At 45.6% G+C, this 24,741-nt stretch carries 18 protein-coding genes and 5 pseudogenes; 18 read left to right on the top strand and 5 right to left on the bottom strand.

What is annotated here, in order from left to right; all coding sequences use genetic code 11:
• Window positions 1–25: 25 nt before the first annotated feature.
• A complete protein-coding gene (locus tag HU824_RS10555) occupies window positions 26–259 on the bottom strand; it encodes a hypothetical protein (protein ID WP_136009545.1) in 234 nt (77 codons plus the stop codon).
• 297 nt (window positions 260–556) lie between these two features.
• On the opposite strand from HU824_RS10555, the gene HU824_RS10550 reads away from it, so the two are divergent.
• The 11 genes from HU824_RS10550 to HU824_RS10500 all read left to right on the top strand — a co-directional run bounded on the left by HU824_RS10550 (window position 557) and on the right by HU824_RS10500 (window position 13,335).
• Window positions 557–2,380 (top strand): S41 family peptidase, encoded by a 1,824-nt coding sequence (locus HU824_RS10550; RefSeq protein WP_136009544.1) that lies wholly within the window; start codon window positions 557–559, stop codon window positions 2,378–2,380.
• On the top strand, window positions 2,380–2,745 hold the full coding sequence (locus tag HU824_RS10545; RefSeq protein ID WP_136009543.1) for a YraN family protein: 366 nt from the start codon (window positions 2,380–2,382) through the stop codon (window positions 2,743–2,745). Before HU824_RS10550 ends, HU824_RS10545 begins: the two co-directional genes overlap by 1 nt.
• A 61-nt stretch (window positions 2,746–2,806) precedes the next feature.
• Window positions 2,807–3,163 carry an MmcQ/YjbR family DNA-binding protein gene (locus HU824_RS10540; protein WP_176468784.1) on the top strand — a complete coding sequence of 119 codons (357 nt, stop codon included), beginning with the start codon at window positions 2,807–2,809 and terminating at the stop codon, window positions 3,161–3,163.
• Window positions 3,147–3,920 carry a biotin--[acetyl-CoA-carboxylase] ligase gene (locus tag HU824_RS10535; protein WP_136009541.1) on the top strand — a complete coding sequence of 258 codons (774 nt, stop codon included), beginning with the start codon at window positions 3,147–3,149 and terminating at the stop codon, window positions 3,918–3,920. The genes HU824_RS10540 and HU824_RS10535 overlap by 17 nt, the downstream gene beginning before the upstream one ends.
• Window positions 3,921–4,364: 444 nt before the next feature.
• Window positions 4,365–6,119, top strand: coding sequence for a tetratricopeptide repeat protein (locus HU824_RS10530; RefSeq protein ID WP_176468783.1), 1,755 nt, complete (start codon window positions 4,365–4,367; stop codon window positions 6,117–6,119).
• A gap of 188 nt (window positions 6,120–6,307) precedes the next feature.
• Window positions 6,308–6,676, top strand: coding sequence for a DUF3244 domain-containing protein (locus HU824_RS10525; protein WP_176468782.1), 369 nt, complete (start codon window positions 6,308–6,310; stop codon window positions 6,674–6,676).
• A 46-nt stretch (window positions 6,677–6,722) separates the two neighbouring features.
• Window positions 6,723–6,899, top strand: coding sequence for a hypothetical protein (locus HU824_RS10520; RefSeq protein WP_168354284.1), 177 nt, complete (start codon window positions 6,723–6,725; stop codon window positions 6,897–6,899).
• A gap of 102 nt (window positions 6,900–7,001) precedes the next feature.
• Window positions 7,002–8,321, top strand: coding sequence for a radical SAM protein (locus tag HU824_RS10515; protein ID WP_176468781.1), 1,320 nt, complete (start codon window positions 7,002–7,004; stop codon window positions 8,319–8,321).
• Between the two features lie 12 nt (window positions 8,322–8,333).
• Window positions 8,334–10,628 carry a TonB-dependent receptor gene (locus tag HU824_RS10510; protein ID WP_176468780.1) on the top strand — a complete coding sequence of 765 codons (2,295 nt, stop codon included), beginning with the start codon at window positions 8,334–8,336 and terminating at the stop codon, window positions 10,626–10,628.
• A 32-nt stretch (window positions 10,629–10,660) separates the two neighbouring features.
• Entirely contained in the window at window positions 10,661–12,826 is a 2,166-nt protein-coding gene (locus HU824_RS10505; protein ID WP_176468779.1) for a peptidase domain-containing ABC transporter, read from the top strand.
• A 35-nt stretch (window positions 12,827–12,861) separates the two neighbouring features.
• Complete coding sequence (locus HU824_RS10500; protein WP_136009535.1) at window positions 12,862–13,335, top strand: HlyD family efflux transporter periplasmic adaptor subunit; 474 nt, start codon at window positions 12,862–12,864, stop codon at window positions 13,333–13,335.
• A 272-nt stretch (window positions 13,336–13,607) separates the two neighbouring features.
• On the opposite strand, the pseudogene HU824_RS10495 reads toward HU824_RS10500, so the two are convergent.
• The 3 pseudogenes from HU824_RS10495 to HU824_RS10485 all read right to left on the bottom strand — a co-directional run.
• Window positions 13,608–14,180, bottom strand: a pseudogene (locus HU824_RS10495) (DUF4982 domain-containing protein); the annotation flags it as partial.
• A gap of 88 nt (window positions 14,181–14,268) precedes the next feature.
• Window positions 14,269–15,096 (bottom strand): annotated as a pseudogene (locus tag HU824_RS10490) (glycoside hydrolase); the annotation flags it as partial.
• A gap of 119 nt (window positions 15,097–15,215) precedes the next feature.
• Window positions 15,216–15,614 (bottom strand): annotated as a pseudogene (locus tag HU824_RS10485) (RagB/SusD family nutrient uptake outer membrane protein); the annotation flags it as partial.
• 1 nt (window position 15,615) lies between these two features.
• Here HU824_RS10485 and HU824_RS10480 point away from each other — a divergent pair.
• Window positions 15,616–15,921 (top strand): annotated as a pseudogene (locus tag HU824_RS10480) (helix-turn-helix domain-containing protein); the annotation flags it as partial.
• Window positions 15,922–15,961: 40 nt separating this feature from the next.
• On the opposite strand, the gene HU824_RS10475 reads toward HU824_RS10480, so the two are convergent.
• On the bottom strand, window positions 15,962–16,642 hold the full coding sequence (locus tag HU824_RS10475) for a lipopolysaccharide assembly protein LapB (protein WP_136009534.1): 681 nt from the start codon (window positions 16,640–16,642) through the stop codon (window positions 15,962–15,964).
• Window positions 16,643–16,857: 215 nt separating this feature from the next.
• On the opposite strand from HU824_RS10475, the gene HU824_RS10470 reads away from it, so the two are divergent.
• From HU824_RS10470 to HU824_RS19745, 6 genes and pseudogenes are all read left to right on the top strand, one after another.
• On the top strand, window positions 16,858–18,201 hold the full coding sequence (locus tag HU824_RS10470; protein WP_136009533.1) for an MATE family efflux transporter: 1,344 nt from the start codon (window positions 16,858–16,860) through the stop codon (window positions 18,199–18,201).
• A gap of 343 nt (window positions 18,202–18,544) precedes the next feature.
• A complete protein-coding gene (locus HU824_RS10465) occupies window positions 18,545–19,435 on the top strand; it encodes a leucine-rich repeat domain-containing protein (RefSeq protein WP_176468778.1) in 891 nt (296 codons plus the stop codon).
• A gap of 247 nt (window positions 19,436–19,682) precedes the next feature.
• Entirely contained in the window at window positions 19,683–20,276 is a 594-nt protein-coding gene (locus HU824_RS10460) for an AraC family transcriptional regulator (protein ID WP_246866893.1), read from the top strand.
• A 132-nt stretch (window positions 20,277–20,408) separates the two neighbouring features.
• Entirely contained in the window at window positions 20,409–22,931 is a 2,523-nt protein-coding gene (locus HU824_RS10455) for a heavy metal translocating P-type ATPase (protein WP_176468777.1), read from the top strand.
• 88 nt (window positions 22,932–23,019) lie between these two features.
• A complete protein-coding gene (locus HU824_RS10450; RefSeq protein WP_136009531.1) occupies window positions 23,020–23,961 on the top strand; it encodes a DMT family transporter in 942 nt (313 codons plus the stop codon).
• 671 nt (window positions 23,962–24,632) lie between these two features.
• Window positions 24,633–24,741 (top strand): annotated as a pseudogene (locus HU824_RS19745) (IS982 family transposase); the annotation flags it as partial.

Raw genomic sequence — 24,741 nt, 5'->3', positions numbered from 1 at the left:
CGTTTCAATTTTTAATTCTTAATTTTCACCTCCTCATATCGTGCTCACCGAACAAAGTAGGATAATCTTCTTCCATATTCTTATGGATAAACATGAGAATAGTCTCCCGCAGCCAGCGCGACTTGTTCGTTATCTTGTATTTATCCAGATAACGGTCTACAATCCGCAGTTCTTCCTCGCTCATCAGGCATACCATGCGCTGCTCGCGTCTTGGTTCTTCGGGCGTTGCTTTCGCACACGTTTTATCTCTCTTTCTCATATTTCCTGCAAAATTACTTTTACTTCTGTAAAAACAAAACGAATCAATGTATTTTTCTTTCCAAAGCAGAGGACATCTGCCCGGCAATAGCGACATTTGTCAAACAGACATCAAACCTAAAACGAAGAGGCATCGAATCCATAAAAAAGAAAGTCTATGAAAGAGGTTGAAAGGAAAAGGAAACTGCAAGACGACAAAAAAGGAGTTTTTGAAGACCAGATGAAAAGAATATCCCCAAAACTCTTCTGCCGAATCAATTAAAAAAGTACTTTTGAGACGTTTAAAAAATGCATCAATATGAACCGAATCAATTATCTTGCTTTCTTCCTTCTGGCAATAGTCATGATAACAACATCATGCAACGATGACAAGGAAGACCGACCATCCGGCATTGCCAACCAAAGTTGGAAAGAAGGAGAAGTGTTAACAATCAGTACAGAAAAGGATTTAACCATACGCTTTACCACATACGGCAAGTGGGTGGCCACTGTAGCAGGCGGTGCGGATTGGTGCAAATTGTCCCAAACATCGGGCAACAAAGGTTCCCACAGTTTCATGGTATCGGCAAACGGAGCAACAACCAAGGACCGAACAGCTACCATTACTGTCAATGCGGAAGGAAGCCGACCAAGCAGTTTCAAAGTGACACAAAAGGCCGGTAGCCTTCCCGAAGATACCGGAGATGCGATAGTGAACCGAGAAGTGAACAAATACCTAGATGAAATGTACTTGTGGAACGAGGAATACAAGAGCTTGAAGAAAAATTTCAGTCAGGGATATGAAGACTTTTTCTATAATAACCTATATGGTATGACCACCAACACCTTGGACAAGAAAGCTGACGGAAATGGCAACTACCACCTCTTCTCGTATATTGTAAAGAAAAAGACAATCGGCACCACACGCGCCGCAACCCAAATAGAAAGAGAGCTGGAATACAGTTTCGGATTCACCGGAATGATAGCCGTAGAAATAAGTAATACACAAATAGTCCTCTGCCCGCAAGGAATCTATCCGGATTCACCAGCTTCCGAGAACGGAATAAATCGTGGTGCTTTCCTTTATAAGATGAATGGAAAAGATATAACTAAAAGCAATATGAATCAGGTGTTCATGCAACTGATGTATCCGGAGTCTTCCGTCGCTGCCACTCTGACCGAAATAGAAACTGACGAAAACGGAAACTTCAAATACGATGAAAGCGGCAATCTGTGTACCCGCGAGAGCGCACTTTCTGCTCGTGCCATGTACAAGAATCCTATACTGCACCACGAAGTGATAACGAGCAACAACGGACATAAGACAGGCTACTTGGTATATGAGAACTTCGATGCCGGATTTGACGATGTACTGTTTGACGTATTTAAGGAATTCAAGCGCGAAGGCATACAAGACCTAGTGCTCGACCTACGCTACAACGGCGGCGGACATGTTACAACGGCCAACCTGATAGCTTCGTGTCTGGCCGGAAGCAACTGCCGGGACAAAGTGTTTGCCAAATACAGATACAATGAAGAGCGAATGAAAAAATACTCCAATTCCCGCTTGGAAGAGAATTTTTCCTATGGCTGGTATGCCAACCTGAAAACATCGCTCACCGCAGCCGCCCTCGGCCTAAACCGCCTCTACTGTCTGGTGGGTAGCGGCACAGCTTCAGCCAGCGAACTGGTAATCAATGCACTGAGGGGTATTGGCATTGATGTGGTGCTCATCGGAAAACGGACCACTGGAAAGAACGTGGGCATGGAACCCAAAGAAATCACCGTGGAAAAAGATACTTACGAAGTGGTTCCAATCACTTTCCAAACCTACAATGCCAAGGGATTCGGAGAGTACGAGAACGGATTCCTGCCTGACATTGAGTTAGATGAGACAGATGCCGACGGCGACGGTTACTTTAACACCTACTTTCACTTCGGGCATCCGGATGAACCACTACTGGCACGCGCCATCCGTGAAATCACCGGCGAACAGCCGATTGGCACACGCAGCCTGATGCGGGCACCCGCCAACGGCAAAGCATTCGCCCTGCCCACTGTTCAACGCCCAGGACACTACGGCATGATAAAAACAAGCGAATTGCCTGCCGAGAACGCACTAACCGGTATTGCAATACAGTAATGGCCAACCACAATGTCCTCGGAAAAGCCGGTGAAGACGCCGCTGCCAAATATCTGGAACAGAACGGTTACACCATACGCGACCGTAATTGGCGAAAGAATCACCTGGAGCTAGATATAGTGGCTGCCAAAGACGAAGAACTGATAATAGTGGAAGTAAAAACCCGTAGCAATACGGACTACATCGAGCCGCAGGATGCCGTGAACTGGCAGAAAATACGCCGTATTGTCGTAGCGGCCGATGCCTATGTCAAGCTCTTCTGCCTGGATGTACCCGTTCGCTTCGACATCATAACAGCCGTAGGCGAACCGGGAGCATTCAGGATAGAGCACATGAAGGATGCCTTCTATCCGCCCATGTTTTGATAACTGACAAATGAGAGTTATTGTAATCGTAAATCATAAATTGTAAACCGTAAATACCATCATGGACATAGAAACCGCCCGCGAATATTGCCTCAGCAAAAAGGCCGTCATAGAATGCCTTCCGTTCGACGAATACTCGCTCGTAATGAAGGTCATGGGTAAAATGTTTGCACTCATCGACCTGGAAAGTGCCAATAAGATTTGTCTGAAATGCGATCCAGAGTATGCACTCGAACTGCGAGAGCACTATGCAGCCATCGAAGGTGCCTATCACTTCAACAAAAAATACTGGAACCAAGTGCTTCTGGACGGTGACGTCGACGACAAATTGTTGAAACAACTGATAGACCACTCTCTTGAAGAAGTATTAAAGAAATTCACAAAAAAAATGCGTACCGAATATGAAGCCCTGCCCTGACACATTCCCGTTCCCGCTGGTGGCATTGGACGAAACGGCATCGACCAATCAATACCTCAGCCAGCTTTGCAACCGGTTGCAAGAATCCGTTGCCGAACTGACGACCGTGACTGCCGAGTTCCAAACCGCCGGTAAAGGCCAGCGCGGCAACACCTGGGAAGCCGAAGAAGGCAAGAACCTGCTTTTCAGCGTTGTACTCTACCCTTCTTTTCTGGAAGCCCGCCGGCAGTTCATCCTTTCACAAATCGTCTCCCTCACTATTAAGGAAGAACTGAGCAGATGGTCTGATGAAATCACCATCAAATGGCCGAACGACATCTATTGGAAAGACCGGAAAATCTGCGGCATACTGATAGAGAACGACCTTTCCGGACACCATATCAAGCGTAGCATTGCCGGAATCGGCATCAACATCAATCAGGAAGTCTTCAACAGTGATGCTCCCAACCCCGTCTCACTGAAACAAATCACCGGAAAGGAGCACGACCGTTATGAAATCCTTGCCCATATCCTGAGACGTATACAAATCTACTACAACAGCCTCCAAATGGAGGACTTCGCTGCCTACTCCGACGAGATATCCACACGGTATGCCCGCTCCCTTTTCCGTCGCCGGGGATTGCATCCTTATGAAGACGCCGACGGCAAGTTCCTTGCCCGGTTGCTGCGTGTAGAGCAAGACGGACGTTTTATACTGGAAGACGAAAACGGCAAAGAACGGGAATATCTCTTCAAGGAAGTACAATACATATTGTAAAGCCATAGGCTGTCCCGGCTCAGCCGCACCGCTACATAGAGTTTTTTTCTCATTTTATCTGCCATCTGCAAGGTTTCGGCACTTACTTCACTGCAAGACAATTAGTTGCAGGCTTGCAGATACCCCTTGCAGATAAAGTATCTGCAAGCCTCGGAATTGGGTATAAAGACACCTATCGTCTTCATGTTCAAAATACAGATAACATATTAGTTCACAATGGTGAACACTTTGTTTATATGGCATGAAACAAAGTGTTCTCCCTAATGGAACAGTTTGTTTCACACGTTGAAACAAGCTGTCCTATGTGTCGAAATAAACTGTTTTGTGTGTAGTTTAACGCTTTAGTGCGTTGAAGTATCTTACCTGCGCAATCTATGTTTCAAAAAGAGTATTAAGCCAACGTGAATTCCAAGACTTATAAAATAAAACGCTATATTTGCCGATATGAAAATAATAATACGGACATTATTGCTTCTTCTTGTCCTGCCGAGCCTCTTCTACGCCTGCGGACGCAAGTCCCATCCACAATCATTGATTCTTGCGGACAGCCTGGCAAGTGCCAACCCGGACAGTGCCATCACTTTGCTGAAAAGCATCGACAGCAGCATGCAGGCCGAACCGGAAGCCGTGCAGATGTATCATCGGCTACTCTGCATCAAAGCGAACGACAAGGCATATATACAGCATACATCGGACAGCCTGATACTGCCCGTGTTACATTATTATATAAAGAAAGACGATGAACGGCATCTGCCGGAAGCTTACTACTATGCCGGAAGGGTGTATCGCGACTTGGGAGACGCACCGCAGGCGTTGGGGTACTTCGAAAAAGCTGCGGAAGCATTGCCCGAAGACGGAGGATACAAACTGAAAAGCAAGATTTACAGCCAGATGGGGACGCTGTTTGCTTATCAAAGCATGTATACCGAAGCTTTGGAGATGTATAAGAAAGGGGGAGAATACGACAATATACTGAAAGACAGTGTCGGCATGGTTTTCACATTGAGGGACATAGGCAATATGTACAGAGAATTGGGCAAACGAGACAGCACATTAGCCTACTTCAAAGAAGCAAACCGATTGAGCCAACAATTACAACGCGCAGATTTATTTAATATGATGCAAGGGCAACTTGTCGCAATTTACACAGATTTGCAGGAATACGATTCTGCCCATGCAGTATTGCAGAATGCCCTAAGGGATATTGAGCGTCCCAGTAGGAGTGCCATTTACAGCATTGCCGCCCGTCTATATGATATAACCTTTCAGATGGATTCCGCCACATGGTATTACAAAGAGCTGTTGGGCTTCGGTTCTGTCTATGCCAAGCAAACAGCCTGCCGCAGATTATTGGAACTCACCCTCAAACAGAATGGCGCGCAGCAAGCATCCAGTTACCTCAATGGTTACCTTTTGTATACCGACTCCATACAGAAACTCACGCAAACGGAAACCATCCATCGGATGCATTCCCTTTACAACTACCAACTGCGTGAGAAAGAGAACAACAGACTGAAAGCAGAGAACAACCGCCAAACATCCTGGATTTGTATTATCAGCGGAGGATTTGTCATTGCCATACTCTCATTTATCGCTTACCGTCAATGCAGCAAGCGGAAACGTCTGGAATTGGAGCAACAACTGGACAAGCTTCGTACAATAGAAAAAGAAAACAGAGAAAAAATTGATTTCCTCGAAAGACACAAAGCGCAGAAGGAAGAGTTGGAAAAGAATCTGGTAAATATCAATATTCCCGATAATAGCATACTGAAGAAACAATTAGGACAGAAAATAGAATTACTCAATCACATCCTGCAGCAGCAAGCAATCGAAAAAGAACAAGAAAAAGAAGCCCAAGACTACTTGTTCTGTTCCGAGATATACAAGAAACTCCAAGGACGTGCAAACTCTGCACGTGGTGAAGCTTATATCATTCAGGAAGAATGGGATTCACTAAAAGAACTCATACCCCCCGCCTACCCTACCTTCTTCGAAAGGCTGTATTCGCTGCACACTCCCAACGAAAACGAATTGCACGTCTGCATACTTCTCAAACTCCAATTCCGCCAAGCGGACATCGCACGCCTACTGCAACTCAAGCCGGAAAGCATTTCTTCCATCCGGAGGAGGCTTTACCAGAAAGTAACCGGAAGTAAAGGAAGCCCGGAAATGTGGGACAAGATTATAGACTCATTATAAGCATCTTATCCAAAGGATGAACACCTTTCATCCATTCATGCACATATTTTTGCACATAGCCCTACACATACTTTTGCACACAAAGAAGCGATGTGCACACAACCATGCACATACATAAAGCAGCAAGAAGTCTTAATAAAATCATTTTTATTTTCAACTTTGCGACAACGAAACAAAAACAAAATCAAATGAAAGCAAAGTATCTACTGTTGGTTTTAGGCATATTCTGCTGTATGAGTATTAAGGCTATAGAAGAGGATATCCCATTATATAGAACTTCCGACTCCAAAGGAAATTGGGATAAAGACAAACGCTCCATTACTTTAATACCTACCGCTACTATTGACGGAAATACAATCCGTATCTATTCGGATGTAACAATATCAGGACTTCAAACGTCTATAAAAGATAGCATGGGTAATATTGTTTATTCCTACAATGACATGACATCTTCACGATGCCATACGTTCGAAGTATATAGTTTGTACGAAGGAGAATATACCCTTGAATTGAAAATAGGAGAAGATTCTTTTTACGGAAATTTCATTTTTGACTAAAAAAAGATAGCTATCCCAATAATTATCAATTCAAAATGTAACGATTATGAATGAATTAAAATCAACTTTACCTCTTGAAATGATACAACTCAAAGAGGAAGAAATGGCTCTACTGAAAGGAGGAGCCAATGAGGATGTTTACATGAACAATGGTTGCGATTGCAATTGTGGCGATTGTTGTAGTGCAACTACCCCAATAAGACCGAATAAAGGAGAACACTAAATGTTCTTAAGCCTCTTAGAACGACAGAATATAGTAAAAATGGTGCGAACTAATATCTATATTCTGTCTTTTACCAACGAACTTTAAATTTGCCATATAACCATGAAAAGCAGCTATTATAATTTGTATACGTCATGCAATGCAGGTATGCTATGCTTCAACACATACCATGACAATTACATCGTAATAAACCGCTGTACCTATGACCTCATACAAAACAACGACTATGATAAAGTTAACGAAACCACTTTGAAGGTTTTACAAGAAAACGGCTTTATAGTGGAAAACAATGTAGACGAATACAGTAACCTTATACAAGAATACCACAAGAGCGATACTTCCGGAACCTTCAATCTAACTTTACTTCCTTCATTAGATTGTAATGTCAGATGCTGGTATTGCTTTGAAAAGCATATTGTAGGCAGCCACTTATCTTGTCAGCAACAGAATAAAGTGTTCAGATATGCACAAAACATACTAAACAGAGAAGACATATCCATCATACATTTTTCTCTGTTTGGTGGTGAACCCATGTTGTATTTTAAAGAAGAAGTTGCACCTTTGCTGTTTAAAGTAAAAGATTATGCAAAGACGATAAACAAGGACATTAGAGTTTCCATCGTTACAAATGCGACCCGTATAACAGAAGATATTATTCCTATGTTAGCAGAACTTGACGCCACTTTCCAGATAACCATTGACGGGTACAGAGAAAAGCACAATTCCATCAAAAAATCACCGGAATTTAAAGAAGGTACTTATGATGTCGTGATGAAAGCCATCCATGACCTAACTAATGCTTATGATTCGCGCATCAATTTAAGAATAAATTTCGACAATCAGACCTTCAAACACCTGCACTCCGTTGTCAATGACATACAAGACATAGACAGAAAGAAGATAAGGATTCATTTGGAGCGTGTATGGCAAACCACTGCGTCAGATGATTCCAGTACGGGAACCGATCTCAAAGAATTCATTAATGAAATGTTACGGTTGAATTTCCGTTTGTTATACCTCAATTTCGGTAGACGGAATTACTCGTGCCTCATGGACTTAAAAAACAATGTGGTTATATCTTATAATGGTGATGTCTATAATTGTACTGGAAGAGATTTCACAAGCACTCACCAAGAAGGCCAACTTACTTCAGACGGAAGCATTGAGTGGGAACAAAACAAACTGGAGAAAAGAACCGCCATCAAAACATACAATGATTCAGCATGTATCCGATGCAAATTGTTACCGCAATGCTGGGGACTCTGCAAACAAAAGATATTGGAACACCCCAATAAGGCAGAACAGATGTGTCCGCTAAAAACAATGGAAATTACCATGGATGATTACATTACGTACCGTTTCAACAATGAATATATATCCCGTAAGATATTCGGCAATAAGCAACCTGTCTTTTTTACTTAACGTTTGCAAATCATGAACTATAAAATACTCTTGATTATCCTCGCTATATCATATCTGGGGTCTCACGCAGCCAAGGGGCAAAACCTCCGGCAACTTTCAGGCATCGTAACAGATACCCTTGGAAAAGGAGTTGAACACGCAACCGTATGGATTCAAGCGATGTCCGACTCCTCTTCTCATAAGACATTCACAAACAAGAACGGGCAATACATATTCGGAAAGCTACCGGAAAAAGAGTACACGTATCACATCTACCACGACAACTATCAAAGCGTGAACGGCACCATCTACTTGAATGGCAACAAGGAATTAGGACATACACTCTACCCGGTGAAGAATGTGAATTTGGATAACGTCGTAATAACCGCAGACCGTAGCAACGTCATAAAGTCCAATGCCCAAAGCACTCTTTTTCATCTGTCTGGAAATGCCAGGAAAGAGAAAAGCATTTACGAAGCCTTGCAAGAAATACCCAATTTAAAGGTGGATTTGTCCATGCGGAAAATAAAGACGGCCGATGAACAGAACGTAGTCATATTGGTCAATAATATGCAACGAGACACTTCCATAGAATCCATCGACCCGGCAGAAGTGGAAAGCATAGAAATAATGGAAAATCCACCGGTCAAATACCTAAAAGACGGGTATGCAACGGTGCTCAATATCAAGCTCAAAAAAAGAAGCCAGACTTACCGGTTACTGAATCTGTACAATGACGTCCATCCGGGAATGGTGACAAACTCTCACAGTGGAAGTTTTGAAACCGGAAACGACAAATTCTCTTTCTATACCATCTTGTTTTGGTCGGGAGCCAACCGTGAAAAAGGGAATGAATACGGAGAACAGCATTACTCCGGAACAGACAAAGACTACAGCTTAAATACCCGGCACAATTCGCACAATGCCGCCTTTTACATAGGGGGAGACTTTGTACCCAACCTTAACAACTACCTCTCTTACAGTTTATATGCCGATTATAACAACACAAAAACAAGAAAGTGGGGAGAAGGGAGTATCTCACAAAAAGAGACTTCCTATGAATATGATGCCCGGAGATTAACCCACAACCGTCCCATTACCTATGCCGGGAAAGTATTGCACCAATATCGGCTGAGCGAGAAAAGCCTGCTTGAAAGTACCCTCAGTTACAGTTACAGCCTCAATAAAGACAGCAACTGTAACCATGAATTTTCCGACAATTACAACTATTCCAATGAGAACCGCTATAAAATGGTTTATCAGACCGGCAGTTACATAGCCGAATACCAAAAGAAATGGGACAACAAAAACGAACTGACAATAGGAAGTGACACTTACTATATAAACGGGAAATTGGACAACACTTCGACCGCAGGCAGCAATACTTTCGACTACCGAAGCTGGAACGAATACTTGTATGCCACATACAGTAGTGCAAAAACACCTTTTTCGTATATGCTATCGTTGGGACTGGATTGTCATTACAATAAAATAGAAGACATCAAGAATCAATACTACAAGATAAGAGTTTCGGGAAATGCAAGCTACTCATTCCGGAAGCATCATCTGCTTAAAGGCTACGTCCGGGGATATACATCCAATCCTTCCATTTCCCTGCTGAACCCGTACAACACCTCCACAGACAGCCTTCAAGTCATCAAAGGAAACCCCTACCTTGAGCCAAGTTATACCATCGAGAGCGGAGCAGCCTACCGGTTCACCCTAGGAGCCTGGTATATAGAACCCGACATCTGCTATGCCCGATATATGGATATATACGAAAGCATAGGCCGGAAGGAAGGAGAGGTTTATGCCTACACTTACGAAAACAAGAAAAGGGAGTCCCAGCTTATTGCCACGCTCAGTGCCAGATACAACATAAAGAATGTAGGGCATATCGGATTGATGGGAAGATACCGTAGATGCTTTTTTGAGAATACCACGAAAAGCTGGATAAGCATTTATCCCAATTGGCGTTTCTATTATAAAAATATCTCGCTGAACGGTTCCATCAGCTTCCAGCCCTATTCTCATGAGGAATATTCCAAAAGGAAGAATTCTACCGATTGCAGAATGGCACTTAACTGGAATATAAATACCAATTGGAACGTAGGAATCGGCATGCGCTACATGATAGAACCTTATGAATATGCCTACTCTATTGACGATACCCGGTTGGATTATCACAGTTACATAAACTACGATTACCCCAAACGGGACAAAATGCTTTACTTCACCGTTCAATATGTATGGAAATATAAAGCCCCCAAAAGAAAAAGCCAATATCTGCAACAAGAAAAACCGAACATACAGTTATTGAAAGAATGATGAGATTCCCACTCCATAAATAGTACGACTCTATGCAGTGCGGTTTAGCCTGCTTACAAATGATATGCGATTTCTTTGGAACAAACTATTCATTGGAAACAATATCCCGATACTGTTTTGCAACTACGGAAGGAACATCATTACGCAGCATCAATGAAGCCGCTTTAAAATTGGGATTTCATACAATAGTGGGAAAGGTAACAATTCCCCAATTAAAAGAAGCTTCATTGCCTTGTATCCTATATTGGAATCAGAAACATTTTATCATATTATATGATATAAAAAAACGAAAGAAGAAGAATATTTACTATATAGCCGACCCGGCAAAAGGATTGCTAAAATACACGGAAGAAGAATTTAAAGAAAATTGGTTTAATACATTTGTTAAGAACGAAGAAGCTGGCATCGCCCTCTTCCTCCAACCCACCCCAGCCTTCTACGAGAAGCAGGAGGAGCACAAATCGGAAAAGCGCTCCTTCTCCTTCCTCTTCGGCTATTTCCGCCAGTACCGCCGTTACTTCGGGCAAATCATCTTGGGGCTACTGATTGGCAGTGTCCTGCAACTCATCTTCCCCTTCCTGACGCAAGCCATTGTGGACGTAGGAATCAAGCACCGGAACCTGAATTTCATCTATCTGATACTTATCGGACAGTTGATGCTGACCGTCAGTCGGACAAGCGTGGACTTCATACGTCGGTGGATATTGCTGCACATCAGTATGCGGATAAATATCTCGCTGGTGTCGAACTTCTTCATCAAACTGCTGAAACTGCCCATGTCTTTCTTCGACACCAAGCTGATGGGCGACCTGCTGCAACGGATGAACGACCACAACCGGGTGGAAAAGTTCCTTACCACGCAGACACTCAGCGTGATGTTCTCGCTGTTCAGCTTCATCGTGTTCGGAGCCGTGCTGTTATGCTACAACCTGCCGATATTCTGTATTTTTCTGGCAGGCAGCATCGCCTACTCCGTCTGGATAGCCCTCTTCCTGAAACGGCGGAAGCAGATAGACTACCTCTACTTTGAGAAGCAGGCGAAGAACAACAACAAGACTTACCAGTTCATCACCGCCATGCAAGAGATAAAGCTGCAGGACTGCGAACAGCGCCGGCGCTGGGAATGGGAAGACGTGCAGGCCGAACTGTTCGATGCAAATATGAAGAGCCTAAGACTGCAACAGACACAAGAAGCAGGAAGCATCTTCATCAACGAGATAAAGAATATCGTGATTACCGTAGTGGCGGCAACCGCCGTGATAAACGGGCAGATGACTCTGGGTATGATGCTGGCGGTGCAGTACATCATCGGACAACTAAGCTCGCCCATCGAGCAGCTGATGAATTTCATCTACTCCCTGCAGAACGTGAAGATAAGCTTGGAACGTATCAACGAAATACACGAGATGGAAAACGAGGAAAGTAATCCGGAGGCGATTGCTGCATTTCAAAGCCAAGACAAAAGCCTACGGCTGAAAATGGTGGACTTCAAGTACGACCCGCACGCCTTGAACAAGACTCTGGACAGTGTGGATTTTGAGATTCCCGAAGGGAAAGTGACTGCCATCGTGGGCACCAGCGGAAGCGGAAAGACGACAATCATCAAGTTGCTGCTGGGCTACTACAAGGCATTGGGCGGAGAAATCTCTATCGGCGGCACAGACATCAACCGCTTCAACCTGAAGTGGTGGCGCAGGCAATGCGGCGTAGTGATGCAGGACGGGGTAATCTTCTCCGAATCCATAGCCCGCAACATTGCGGTGGACGATGGGGATATAGACAAGGAACGGCTGGCAGAGGCTGCCCGGATTGCCAATATAGACGACTACATCATGCGCCTCCCCCTGAAATACAACACCTTGATAGGGCAGGACGGCGTAGGACTGAGCCAAGGGCAGAAGCAACGGATACTGATAGCCCGCGCCGTCTACAAGAATCCGCAGTACATCTTTCTGGACGAAGCCACCAATGCACTGGATGCCAACAATGAACGGGCGATTGTAGAAAACCTGATGGAATTCTACAAAGGGAAAACGGTAGTCGTAGTGGCGCACCGCCTGAGTACCGTCAAAAATGCAGACCGGATAGTGGTGATAGACCAAGGAAAAATCATAGAAACCGGAAAGCACCAGGAACTGATAGCCAACCGGGGAGCTTATTATAACCTCGTAAAAAACCAATTGGAATTGGGCAGTTAGCGCATGGGAGACAGCATGAATTACAGAATAACAGTATGGAGAACAAAGACATAGAGCTCAGAAGCGAGCAGGTACGGAGAATCATCGGGCAGGTCCCCCCGATGCTAGTGCGCAGCGGAATCGGCATTATCGGCCTCATCGTGGCACTGCTGCTGGCCGTAGCGGCATTCGTGCCCTACCCCGAAACGGCAGATACGGACATCACACTGACAGGCATCCGGAATGGGCAGGCCATCGCCACCGCAGAACTGCCATATGCCTGCATCACGCAAATCAATCCGGGCATGAAAGCCGAAATAGAACTGGAAGGATATACAAGCAAGGAATACGGCTACCTGCAAGGAACCGTCACCAACGTCTCTCCCCGGATAATCAGCCGCGACGGGGGGAACAACTATTTCTGTTTTACATTGTCATTGCAAGAAGCTCCTTTTATGCAGCAAGGCATGAAAGGGAAAGTTTCCGTCATCTTGTCTGAAAAGACTCTGCTCAAAAGGATATGGGAATAGACCGCTACGCCTCCACAATATTTCTCGGAATATTTAAAAAGGGCACGGTAGAGGTTATCAAACTCAAAAGTTTTCCCTACTCGACGACATCCATAAATAGCTATAAATTCAGACTCCTTGGAATCCATATATTCCATCAAGGCTTTTTGTTCCCTAATGCGCCCTACAATCTCTGTTTTCATGTTCCCCTTTTTATTACTTGCGCAATCCATACTTCAAGAGGGAGATTAAGCTACTGTTAACTAAAGAAGAATATCCCGACAGCCTATTCACTACTGCCCTACTTCAAACTTCACTTCGGTTCCTTTCAGAAGGGGGGAAGTAAACCTTACTTTAACCGTTCCCTCCCCTCCGGTAGTCTGTATATAGGCCAGCAAACGCCCGTGGTATACACGGTGACGGTTATCGGTATAGTCACTCATGTCACTGTTGTCAGAGCCTTCGAGCCCAAGCAGACGCGCAGGTCCTTCAACTGCACACGTAATTTCATTGTCGCCAAGTTTCACAACAGTACCTTCTTCGTCAACCACCTCTACGGTGATATGCGCAGTGGCACGGTCGCCAGATAAAATCGTGCGGTCTGCAGTGGCACGAATGGCATAAGGACGTCCGGATGTCCGGATGGAATAGCCTGACAAGGCATTTCCTTCCTCATCGCAGCCCTCAGCACGAAGCTCACCTGCCTGGAAAAGAATATCCCAATAGATAATACCGGTCTTTTCATCATAGGGTTTCATCCCGCCTACCACCTTGCCGTTGAGCAGCAAGCGCGCCTGCGGAGCATTGGTATAGCACACCACGCGTATGTTCTGTCCCTCGTCATAGTTCCAGATGTCCCATGCATCATGATGCAGGCATACGCCTTTTACCTTCATCCAGTTGCCGTTGAGGGCAAAACCTTTGTCGGCATCAAATTCCAGCGTACGCAGTCCCACCTTTCACTTTATAAAGATACTCCCAGTCACCGGATTCACCCAAGAGAATGTCTGTGGAAAGCCTCCGGGCATCCAACGAGCTATCCAGCCCGCGTGCCAGTGCAGCTACTTCGTCATTGGTCCAGCCACTGCCCTACTGGCCGCTGTCCCAGTTGTACTGCGGCTCGTTGACGGGCGAAATATGGCTTATGTGATAGCCTTCAGCGGTATAACGGGCCGCTACATCGGCCATATATCCTGCAAAGTCACCATAATGTTCCGGTTTCAGATTGGAAAGTCCCCCTCTGGCCGAAAATCCTTTTCCATTATAAGTGTACTGCACGGGAGGGGTATTGCTGAAAAGAATGAAACTGTTACATCCCAACTCCTTGGCACGGTCCATGAAGTAACGTTGTCCCTCGCAACGGGTCCAGTCGTACGTCAAGTCATCGGTAAGATAGGATTCCGCACAACGGGTTTTGTCCTCGATGCCGCTGGCTTCACCTTGCGCGGCACTGCCGCCACCAAGATTCACCCGCCATTGGGAAAGGCCGATTCCTTTCGGTTTGCCACCCACAATCTCTGAGGAAAAAAGCAGTTCCGTAATCCCCGCACGGTGTGAAGTCCATGACTTGCCCACAAAGGCAGGCGCCCAACAGTCCGAGGCACCGAAGCCGGCTATTGTCTGGAAAGTCTGTCCGGCATCGATGCTCACCAGTTTCTCTACGCTGTTCGTAATGTCCGGACTATCAGAAGTGTCTGGAGTATCCGGTGTAACGGGAGAATCGTCGCTGCAAGCCATTGCGGCAAGCAGTGCCGGAAGAATAAAAATACATCTCAAATTCATAACATTGTTTCGGATTAAAAAAACTGCCGCGGATAATCCATTGCAAACTATCCGCGACAGAATATAAAGACCTATTGAATAATCAGTTCCTACAACAATCTGTTTTCATCAGAATGTGTTTAATTCCAGCCCGGATTCTGGGTAATGGAACCGTTGGACATTGTGATTTCGTACAAAGGAATGGGGAACACCATGTCGCGGTTCTCGTTGAAAGTGATGCCTTTGTCACTTGCTTCACCTTGATTCTCCCACTCAAGAGCATCACGGGTAGCCTCTTCAGTGTTCCACTTTACAAAGGAGCCGTTCGGTCCCAGAATATTGCTAATCATCTTTTTACCATTTGTATCAGTCCAGCGACGAATATCATACAGCCTGTTCTGCTCGAAAGCCAATTCCAAACGGCGTTCCTGGCGAATGGCACTTTGCAATGCCTTTCCACTTGCCGTAACGTCATCCAACTTGGCACGTCTGCGCACCTGATTGAGAGCATCGCGGGCAGAAGCGTCATCACCCAGTTCGATAGAGGAACGGCTATCTTCAGACAAAATAGACATCAGCTATCTTTCGGACAAAATGTGCATGAGCAATTCCACACTCTACCGCAAGATGAAAGCACTTACCGGACTTTCCACCAACGAATACGTCCGCAAGATAAGGATGAAACACACCGAGCAATACCTGCTGGAAGGCAAATACAACATTTCGGAAATAGCATTCAAGGTAGGTATAAACAATCCGTTCTACTTCCGGCAATGCTTCAAGGAAGAATTCGGCTGCATACCTTCGGAATATCTGAAGAGATTAAAAGAGACCGGAGAGAAATAAGAGACAAACAGCCCCTTCCTATTAGTCGGGATGCGGACAGCTATTTCAGCTCCAGCTCCATCTTCTTTATCTTTTCCAGCGTATTGCCTGCTTCCATGGAGGGGAATACTTGAAGCACGCGTTGCAGGTATGCCTTAGCTTTGCCGTAGCTATTGGTGAACACGTCGAACAGTCCGTTGCGATAGCATGCATACTGCATCCTTGTGGGGGAAGTTATCTTTTTATAGTCTTCTTCAAGCTTCTTCTTGTCCTTCTCGGCCTGGAGATAATAATAATTCCCCAAGAAGATATTGGCCTGGAGATTGTCGGCATCCAGCATCAATACCTTTTCATAGGTTTTCAAGGCATCTTTCTCCTGTCCCCGCATCATTTCCATCTCGGCACAAGAAACAAGTGCAGGCACATCTTTAGGATGACGCTGCAAGAACTCCTTATAGAAGAGATAGGCTTTATCGTAATTTCGCATTTCCTTGTAATGCGCAGCCAGCACATCTGCAAAGCGGGGAGCCACCTCACTATTCTTGTCCACATTGGTCCAATAGAACATTTCCGTACGGTCCACACCGGCATCTGCCGACTGACGGAACAAGCTTACGGCATAATCATCCTTGCCTCCGGACAACGCCTCGGAAACCTTCTGCAACAGTTCACCCGCCGACTGCGCGGAAACCGGCAACGGCAACATCAGAAACAAAGAGAAAAGTAAAGTTAAGGATTTCATTCTTAAAGTATATAATAGTTTAACAGTCTGAATCATCTCCATGGAAATGCACCTACAAATTTACGCACTTTCACTGCAAACATCAACAAAATATAGTTAGAAACTGTTTTGATTTTCTTTTTTTTAGGTTTCCTCAGCATCTTCCGGGCTTGTTTTCGGTCTTTTTATCTCTTTTTCTACGTAACTTTGCCAGTCTTATGAAACAAGCGTTACCAATGAAACCCAGAGACAGACAAATCCTGCAAATAGCCTTGCCTTCCATCGTATCAAACATCACCGTTCCTTTGCTTGGACTGATTGACGTAGCCATTGTCGGACACTTAGGCTCACCGGCCTATATCGGCGCCATTGCCGTAGGCGGAATGCTGTTCAACATCATCTACTGGATTTTCGGTTTCCTGCGCATGGGTACCAGTGGAATGACCTCGCAAGCATTCGGCAAACGGGATTTGCCGGAAGTTGTACGTCTGCTGATACGTTCTGTAGGCATAGGATTGGCGGTGGCGTTCTGCCTCATCCTGCTGCAAACGCCTATCAGACAAGGCGCTTTCTTTCTCATCCATCCCACAAACGAAGTCAGGGAGATGGCAACGCGCTATTTCCACATCTGCATCTGGGGGGCACCTGCCATGCTGGGACTATACGGACTCACGGGATGGTTCATCGGTATGCAGAATTCACGTATTCCCATGTATATAGCCATCACACAGAACATGGCCAATATCATTGCCAGTCTCAGCCTAGTCTATCTATGCGGAATGAAAGTAGAAGGGGTAGCCCTGGGGACATTGATTGCCCAGTATGCCGGTTTCCTGATGGGGCTGGCACTCTGGGTACGCAATTATGGAAAGTTGCAGAGATACTGGGAAATTAAGAATTATAAATTAAGAATTAAAGGGAAAGAAGGGACAGGTATCTGGGAGAAAGGGGCGATGCTCCGGTTCTTCCAAGTGAACAGGGATATTTTTCTGCGTACCCTTTGCCTGGTGACCGTCACCCTGTTCTTTACTTCGGCGGGAGCTTCGCAGGGCGAAATCATTCTGGCCGTCAACACGCTGCTGATGCAGCTCTTCACTTTGTTCTCGTATGTAATGGATGGTTTTGCCTACGCAGGCGAGGCCCTGAGCGGCAGATACATAGGCGCACGCAACCGGGAAGCCCTTACAGACACCGTCCGGCATCTCTTTGGATGGGGAGTGGCAATGGCAGTTCTCTTTACACTGGTCTATGCGCTGGGAGGTAATGCTTTCCTCGGGCTATTGACAGATGACAAAGAAGTGATAGCGGTTGCCGACACCTATTTCTACTGGGCGCTTGCCGTTCCTGCCGTCGGTATAGCCGCTTTCATCTGGGACGGCATCTTCATCGGCGCCACCGCTACGCGCGGAATGCTATTGTCCATGGCCGCAGCAGCCGTCAGCTTCTTCGTCTTGTATTATGGACTACGTCCCGTCCTGGCGAACCATGCGCTGTGGCTTGCTTTCCTCGCCTACCTCCTGATGCGGGGAGCGGTGCAGACAGGATTGAGCCGGGGGATGATAAGGAAAGCGTTTCGGTAGAATCACTATCTTTTTTTGAACACAAAATTACCGATTACCATGCATCAAAGCAAACGACAAGGCTGTTTTGGCTTAATGTAACGTAAACTCAATATAATTTAAAACAATTTTTACTGTCCGTCATTGACAAATCGCAGGTCAATGGCAGAGTTCTTCTGATAAAAACAGCATTTCATAGTTAGGAGCAAAAGCATTGGTAATAAGCTTATTGAAGAGAAAATACCGAGAACATTCAATCTGTGCCGCATTTTCTTGAAATTCCATTAAAATAGTGGTGAGATTATACTCATTTTCAGAAAATAAATTGTATATTTGAAAATCAGTTAATTTAATAGTAAATATTATGAAAACAATCTCTGTTATTCGCCTCTTCATTATCTACATGTTAGCTGCATGTACTATTAGTTGCAACTCTAATGTTCCATCGTTAGAAGAGCCTAAAGATACAGCTCCTCATCTAAATGAGTCTGACAGTTTGGCCATGGTCAATATATACAAAAAGATTGGACCTTGGGGCTATGATTGGGATTTGAAAGATATTCAAACATGGGGTGGAGTGGACATAGCTTTGGAAACTTCAACCAACCAATACCGTATTGTTGGATTTAACTATTATGGAAGTTTTAGCGGGGAATTTCCCGATGATTTCAGAAAGTTGACAGAATTACGAGTCCTTGGACTTGGCGGTGGAACTTTGTCAGGACAAATACCCTCTTGGATAGGTGAATTGACGAATTTAATTTATCTTTACATAGGATTTAACCAGATAAGTGGACCTATTCCACCCGAAATAGGAAAATTAACTAATTTAGAGCAACTTACTATCGGAAATAACTTCGTGAATGGTCCGTTACCCGAAGAACTGGGGAATCTTGCAAACTTGCAGAAACTCGTTATCTGCGACACAAAAGTTAGCGGTTCTATTCCCAAATCGCTAGGTAAATTGGATAAAATAAAGAATATAGTTTTTCACAATAACCAATTATCGGGAGAATTTCCGATAGAAATATTAAAATATGGAGTTTATATAGGTTGCTGGAACAATAATATAACTAAGCTGTCTTTTGATGCATGGAAAGATGAACCGAGAATCAGTCCTCCCGATTTGCAGGGAAATCGTCTGTCCGGCGAACTTCCGGAATGGGTCTTTAACACGAAGAACTGGCACTCACTTAAATTTCACGTAAGCAAGCAACAAGAAGGTTATGGTTACACTAATTATAAGGAGGACTAACTCATGAAAAACTTAATTCTATTAATTGCTTGTTTCTCATTACTTAGTTGTGAGAAATCTATGGATAACCTGGAAATGGCAGAACAAAGTAAGTATTCTGCTGATACAAGAATGGAAGCACGAACGGAATGTTTGTTGGAAGTTTCCGTAACTTATGGCCAAATGCCGGTGTCGGAAATAATGAGGGTGCCTATTTCGTAGAGAGTGGTTTTGATTTTAGTATGGTTTGCGCTATCTTTGCAGCGCTATGACCGATATAGATATGACCATACATCAGGAAAACGCGCTGCACATCAAGAACATGGTGTGCAACCGCTGCATCATGGCAGTGAAAAGCCAGCTCGAAAGTTTAGGTCTGCAACCCGAATCAGTAGAACTGGGCATTGCCATACTGCCTGAGAAAGTAACAGACAAGGTCTACCAAACGGTAAAGGATGCGCTCGAACCTCTCGGTTTCGAACTGATTGACGACAAAAAGTCGCAAATGACAGAATTGATAAAGAATGCCATTATCGAACTGGTACACTATCATGACAATAAGCTGAAGGTTAATCTATCCGATTATCTGGCTTCCAGATTCCACCGGGATTACAGTACGTTGAGCAAGTTTTTTTCTGAAGCAACCAACACTACCATCGAGAAGTATCTCATAGCCCAAAAGATAGAGCGTGTCAAAGAACTATTGGTGTACGGTGAACTGTCGCTGAACGAGATTGCCGATAAACTGAATTACTCCAGTACCGCCTACCTCAGTTCACAGTTCAAAAATGTAACGGGGCTAACTCCCAGCCACTTCAAGAAGATGAAAGAAAACAAAAGAAAGTCACTTGACGAGGTATAAAGCACCCACAGCATAAAGTTCCCTACCAAAATTCTATAAATTAAATCCGGAATACCATAATCTTTCGCCAACTTCTTTGGCGTATCTTTGTTCTTCAATTTATTGACGAAACTTCAAAACAACATAATTGTCATGACAGACAAGAATATCGTTCAAGAGACATTTCCCGTATTGGGAATGAGTTGTGCATCGTGCGCAGTACGGGTAGAAAAGACACTGAATCGGCAATCCGGTGTCAAAAAAGCAACCGTAAACTACGCTTCGGCAACAGTTACCGTAGAATACATCCCCCGGAATTGCTCTTCCGAAGTATTGCAGCAAGCCGTGCAAGCCGCCGGATATGACTTGTTGATAAACCAGGACACCAACACGCTCGAAGAGGCAGAAGAAGCCCACAACAAGAAATTCAATGCATTGAAATTCCGTACGGCCTGGGCCGTCATCCTGTCCGTGCCCGTTGTCATCATAGGTATGTTCTTTATGGATATGTCCTATGCCAATCCCATCATGTGGGCATTGTCCACTCCCGTTGTCTTCTGGCTGGGACGGGGATTCTTCAGCAGCGCCTGGAAACAGTTGCAGCATGGCAGCGCCAATATGGACACACTGGTAGCCATCAGTACGGGGACTGCCTATCTGTTCAGTCTGTTCAACATGCTCTTCCCTAACTTCTGGCTGTCCAGAGGCATCCATCCGCATGTATATTTTGAGGCGGCAAGTGTCATCATAGCCTTTATACTGCTGGGCCGCCTGCTGGAAGAAAAAGCGAAAGGAAACACCTCAACCGCCATCAAGAAACTGATGGGGCTCCAATCCAAGACTGCGACCATCATCGTAGATGAAGGACACGCTGTCCCTCACTCTTCCTTTGAGCGCGTTATCCCTATTGAGCAGATTCGCCCCGGCGACATCGTATTGGTGAAACCCGGAGAACGGATTGCCGTGGACGGCATCGTGACGGAAGGTACCTCCTACGTGGACGAAAGCATGCTGAGCGGTGAACCGGTAGCAGTGCCCAAGCATAAAGACGCCAAGGTCTTTGCAGGGACCATCAACCAGAAGGGTAGTTTCCGCTTCCGGGCAGAGAAGATCGGCACGGATACATTGCTGGCAAAGATTATACACATGGTGCAGGACGCGCAAGGAAGCAAGGCACCGGTGCAGCAGCTGGTGGACAAGATAGCCGGGATATTCGTGCCTACCATTATAGGCATCGCAGTGCTTGCCTTCATCGCATGGATGCTGCTGGACGAAACCGGCGGATTCACCCACGGATTGCTGGCATTTGTCACGGTGGTCATCATCGCCTGCCCGTGTGCACTGGGACTGGCTACTCCTACCGCCATCATGGTAGGCATCGGCAAGGGAGCCGAAAGGGGCATTCTGATAAAAGATGCCGAAAGCCTGGAGATTGCCAAAAAGATAGACACCGTGGTGCTCGACAAGACCGGAACAGTGACCGAAGGGAAACCGGTAGTCAGCAAGCTGATATGGAACACGCAGGCAATGACGCCCGATACTGACGCCACTGCGGGCAATGCGCTGCCGGATATTTTCTATAGTCTGGAAAAGCTCTCGGAACATCCGTTGGCAGATGCCGTGGTGAACCACCTCAAGGAGTCCGCCTCCATAGACATTCAAGACTTTGAAAGCATCACCGGAAAAGGCGTGAAAGGACAGGCACAAGGCCGGACCTACCTCGCCGGAAACCGGAAACTGCTGGAAGAGAACCGGATTGCCGTCAGTCAGTCCCTTCAGGAAGAGGCCGCCCGGCTGACAGTGAAAGCACAGACCGTCATCTGGTTTGCCGACGGAGAAAACGCACTGGCAATAGCCGGAATCACAGACCGGATAAAGGAAACTTCCATCCGTGCCGTCAGCGAGCTGCGCGCCGCCGGCATCGAAGTCCACATGCTGACCGGAGACAATGAAGCCACCGCCCGCGAAATTGCCCGCAAAGCAGGCATCGCGCATTATCAAGCGAGTGTACTGCCGCAGGACAAGGCAGCCTTTATCAGCCGGTTACAAGCAGAAGGCCGGAAAGTGGCGATGGCGGGCGACGGCATCAACGACAGCGCCGCCCTTGCCCAAGCCGACTTAAGCATCGCCATGGGTGGAGGCAGCGACATCGCCATGGACGTAGCCAAAATGACTATCATCTCCTCCGATCTGACAAAAATACCGGAAGCCCTCCGGCTGTCCCGTCTGACAGTCCGGACCATCCGGCAGAATCTCTTCTGGGCATTTATATATAATATAATAGGTGTACCCATTGCAGCCGGAATACTCTATCCCGTCAACGGCTTTCTGCTGAACCCGATGATAGCCGGCGCAGCTATGGCATTCAGCAGTGTCAGCGTAGTAAGTAACAGCCTGCTGCTAAAACGGAAAAAGATACATAAAGGAGAAGAAAACAAAAAAGTTGAACCACCAACAGAAACAATCATGAAAAAAGAATTCAAGGTAGAAGGCATGATGTGCAACCATTGCCGCATGCATGTAGAGAAAGCATTAAACAGTATGGAGGGCGTACACGCCACCGTAACCCTGGACCCTCCGGTAGCCACCATAGAGTTTTCAGACGGAGAAAAGACTCTCGAAGAATTGCAAAAGACGGTGACGGAAGAAGCCGGTGACTATACACTGAAGGCATAAGGATAGAATTCATACGGTTTTCATACAGAAAAGAGAAAGGAAACCAAAGTAAATATCTACCTTTGCGCGCTAATTTACAGATAAAGATATGAACGCAAAAGCCAAAGGATATATTTTGGGTTCCATCGCCGCAGCTTCCTACGGTATGAATCCATTGTTTGCCCTCCCGTTGTACAAAGCCGGCATGAATCCGGACTCGGTACTCTTTTTCAGATACCTTTTTGCCATCCCATTGCTGGGCATCATGATAAAAGCGAGAGGGCGAACATTCAAGATACAGCGGAAAGAAACATTTCCGCTTATCATCATGGGATTGCTCGTAGCCCTCTCCTCACTGACGCTTTTTCTGAGCTATAACTACATGGCAGCCGGCATAGCGTCTACCCTGTTGTTCGTCTATCCCATCATGGTAGCTCTTATTATGGCTATGGTTTTCAAAGAGAAGCTGACACTGCAAACTATCGTCTGCATGCTGCTTGCACTGGGAGGAATCGGACTGCTCTATGAAAGTGAGGATGGCAGCACGCTGAGCCTGATAGGTACACTGCTGGTTTTCGCTTCTTCCCTTTCCTATGCCATATACATCGTGGGCATCAACCAGACATCGTTGAAGAATGTGGCTACGCTTAAAGTCACCTTCTATGTTCTTCTTTTCGGCCTGTCGCTTTTTGTGGCACGCCTGCTCTATTCCGGAGTACTGAACACACCGGACCAGTGGTATCTGTGGGGTAATCTGCTTGCATTGGCTGTCTTTCCCACCGCCATCTCCTTCCTCTGCACCACCGGTGCCATCCAATATATCGGTTCCACCCCGACCGCCATTCTCGGCGCATTGGAACCCGTGACGGCCATCTTCTTCGGAATCACCGTCTTTGGAGAAGGCTTGACTGTCAGAGAAAGCGTCGGACTGGTGATGATTATCGTAGCCGTAACACTCGTCATCGCAGGGGGAAACATCACAAGTCATCTGGTCCGTTTCAGGAAACTGTTTCCAAGACTCCCGATGATAAGAAGCAAGAAAAGCAACTAATGCGAATCAGTAGCTGAAACCGGCCCATTTTACTTGCATTATTGCGCTTCCACATCTTTCACCCTTTTCTGAAACGCCCTATCCATCGGCATTTCCGGTGAAACTTCTCTTCCCTTCGGAGACTGGCGGTGAAAGCCCTCTCCGGCATGTCTGACAGACTCCGGTGTCTGTCGGGCTGAACACAAGTGTCTGTCAAATTAGACACAAGAGTCTGTCAACCTGCTGTATTCAGTTGTCAACTTCAGGATGCCCAAGTAGAGGTTTACACGCTCCAAGTAGAGGTTGTCCGTCCGGCTTCCGAGTGACAGAGCGTGTACAATTGCTTCCGGATTCGGTATGTATAGTACGCTTTTTTCATTTACAGGAGTTAAAAAACAATACTTTTATGACTACATACGCGATAGTATCGGCTCTAATTTCTTTAACTCCTCACGGAACGGTGCAAAGTGATAACTCCTGTAAATGAAAAAGCCATGAGCATAGAAGATTTTACCCGATTTTTCCTCCACTCTTTAAATGTTTACATTATCTTTGCGTACAAACAAAGTATAACAAAACCTACCCGTTGGTTGAATTAAAATTCTAAATATTTACAAATGAAAAAGTTGCACAATTTGCGGATTATTATTAAATTAGTGGTAACCACACCGTTAACTACTATTGCACTGCTTATGCGCAACTTCATAGCAAATTTCGTCAGAATCCTCGGAATCTGCAAGGATTTTGCCGGAAATCGAGTTAATGAACATGGAAACGTACCCAGGTGCGGTGTTGTTCCCA

It is taken from the genome of Bacteroides sp. L10-4, from assembly GCF_013373675.1.
GTDB lineage: Bacteria > Bacteroidota > Bacteroidia > Bacteroidales > Bacteroidaceae > Bacteroides > Bacteroides muris.
The sequence above is the reverse complement of the archived record's forward strand: the minus strand, read 5'-3'. Positions and strand labels throughout refer to the sequence as shown.

Coding starts and splice junctions, on each gene's coding strand:
- HU824_RS10500 (WP_136009535.1), top strand. CDS start 12,862: ATGGAGAACAAAGACATAGAGCTCAGAAGCGAGCAGGTACGGAGAATC.
- HU824_RS10545 (WP_136009543.1), top strand. CDS start 2,380: ATGGCCAACCACAATGTCCTCGGAAAAGCCGGTGAAGACGCCGCTGCC.
- HU824_RS10520 (WP_168354284.1), top strand. CDS start 6,723: ATGAATGAATTAAAATCAACTTTACCTCTTGAAATGATACAACTCAAA.
- HU824_RS10455 (WP_176468777.1), top strand. CDS start 20,409: ATGACAGACAAGAATATCGTTCAAGAGACATTTCCCGTATTGGGAATG.
- HU824_RS10510 (WP_176468780.1), top strand. CDS start 8,334: ATGAACTATAAAATACTCTTGATTATCCTCGCTATATCATATCTGGGG.
- HU824_RS10475 (WP_136009534.1), bottom strand. CDS start 16,642: ATGAAATCCTTAACTTTACTTTTCTCTTTGTTTCTGATGTTGCCGTTG.
- HU824_RS10465 (WP_176468778.1), top strand. CDS start 18,545: ATGAAAACAATCTCTGTTATTCGCCTCTTCATTATCTACATGTTAGCT.
- HU824_RS10530 (WP_176468783.1), top strand. CDS start 4,365: ATGAAAATAATAATACGGACATTATTGCTTCTTCTTGTCCTGCCGAGC.
- HU824_RS10450 (WP_136009531.1), top strand. CDS start 23,020: ATGAACGCAAAAGCCAAAGGATATATTTTGGGTTCCATCGCCGCAGCT.
- HU824_RS10525 (WP_176468782.1), top strand. CDS start 6,308: ATGAAAGCAAAGTATCTACTGTTGGTTTTAGGCATATTCTGCTGTATG.
- HU824_RS10460 (WP_246866893.1), top strand. CDS start 19,683: ATGACCGATATAGATATGACCATACATCAGGAAAACGCGCTGCACATC.
- HU824_RS10540 (WP_176468784.1), top strand. CDS start 2,807: ATGGACATAGAAACCGCCCGCGAATATTGCCTCAGCAAAAAGGCCGTC.
- HU824_RS10470 (WP_136009533.1), top strand. CDS start 16,858: ATGAAACCCAGAGACAGACAAATCCTGCAAATAGCCTTGCCTTCCATC.
- HU824_RS10505 (WP_176468779.1), top strand. CDS start 10,661: ATGCAGTGCGGTTTAGCCTGCTTACAAATGATATGCGATTTCTTTGGA.
- HU824_RS10555 (WP_136009545.1), bottom strand. CDS start 259: ATGAGAAAGAGAGATAAAACGTGTGCGAAAGCAACGCCCGAAGAACCA.
- HU824_RS10535 (WP_136009541.1), top strand. CDS start 3,147: ATGAAGCCCTGCCCTGACACATTCCCGTTCCCGCTGGTGGCATTGGAC.
- HU824_RS10515 (WP_176468781.1), top strand. CDS start 7,002: ATGAAAAGCAGCTATTATAATTTGTATACGTCATGCAATGCAGGTATG.
- HU824_RS10550 (WP_136009544.1), top strand. CDS start 557: ATGAACCGAATCAATTATCTTGCTTTCTTCCTTCTGGCAATAGTCATG.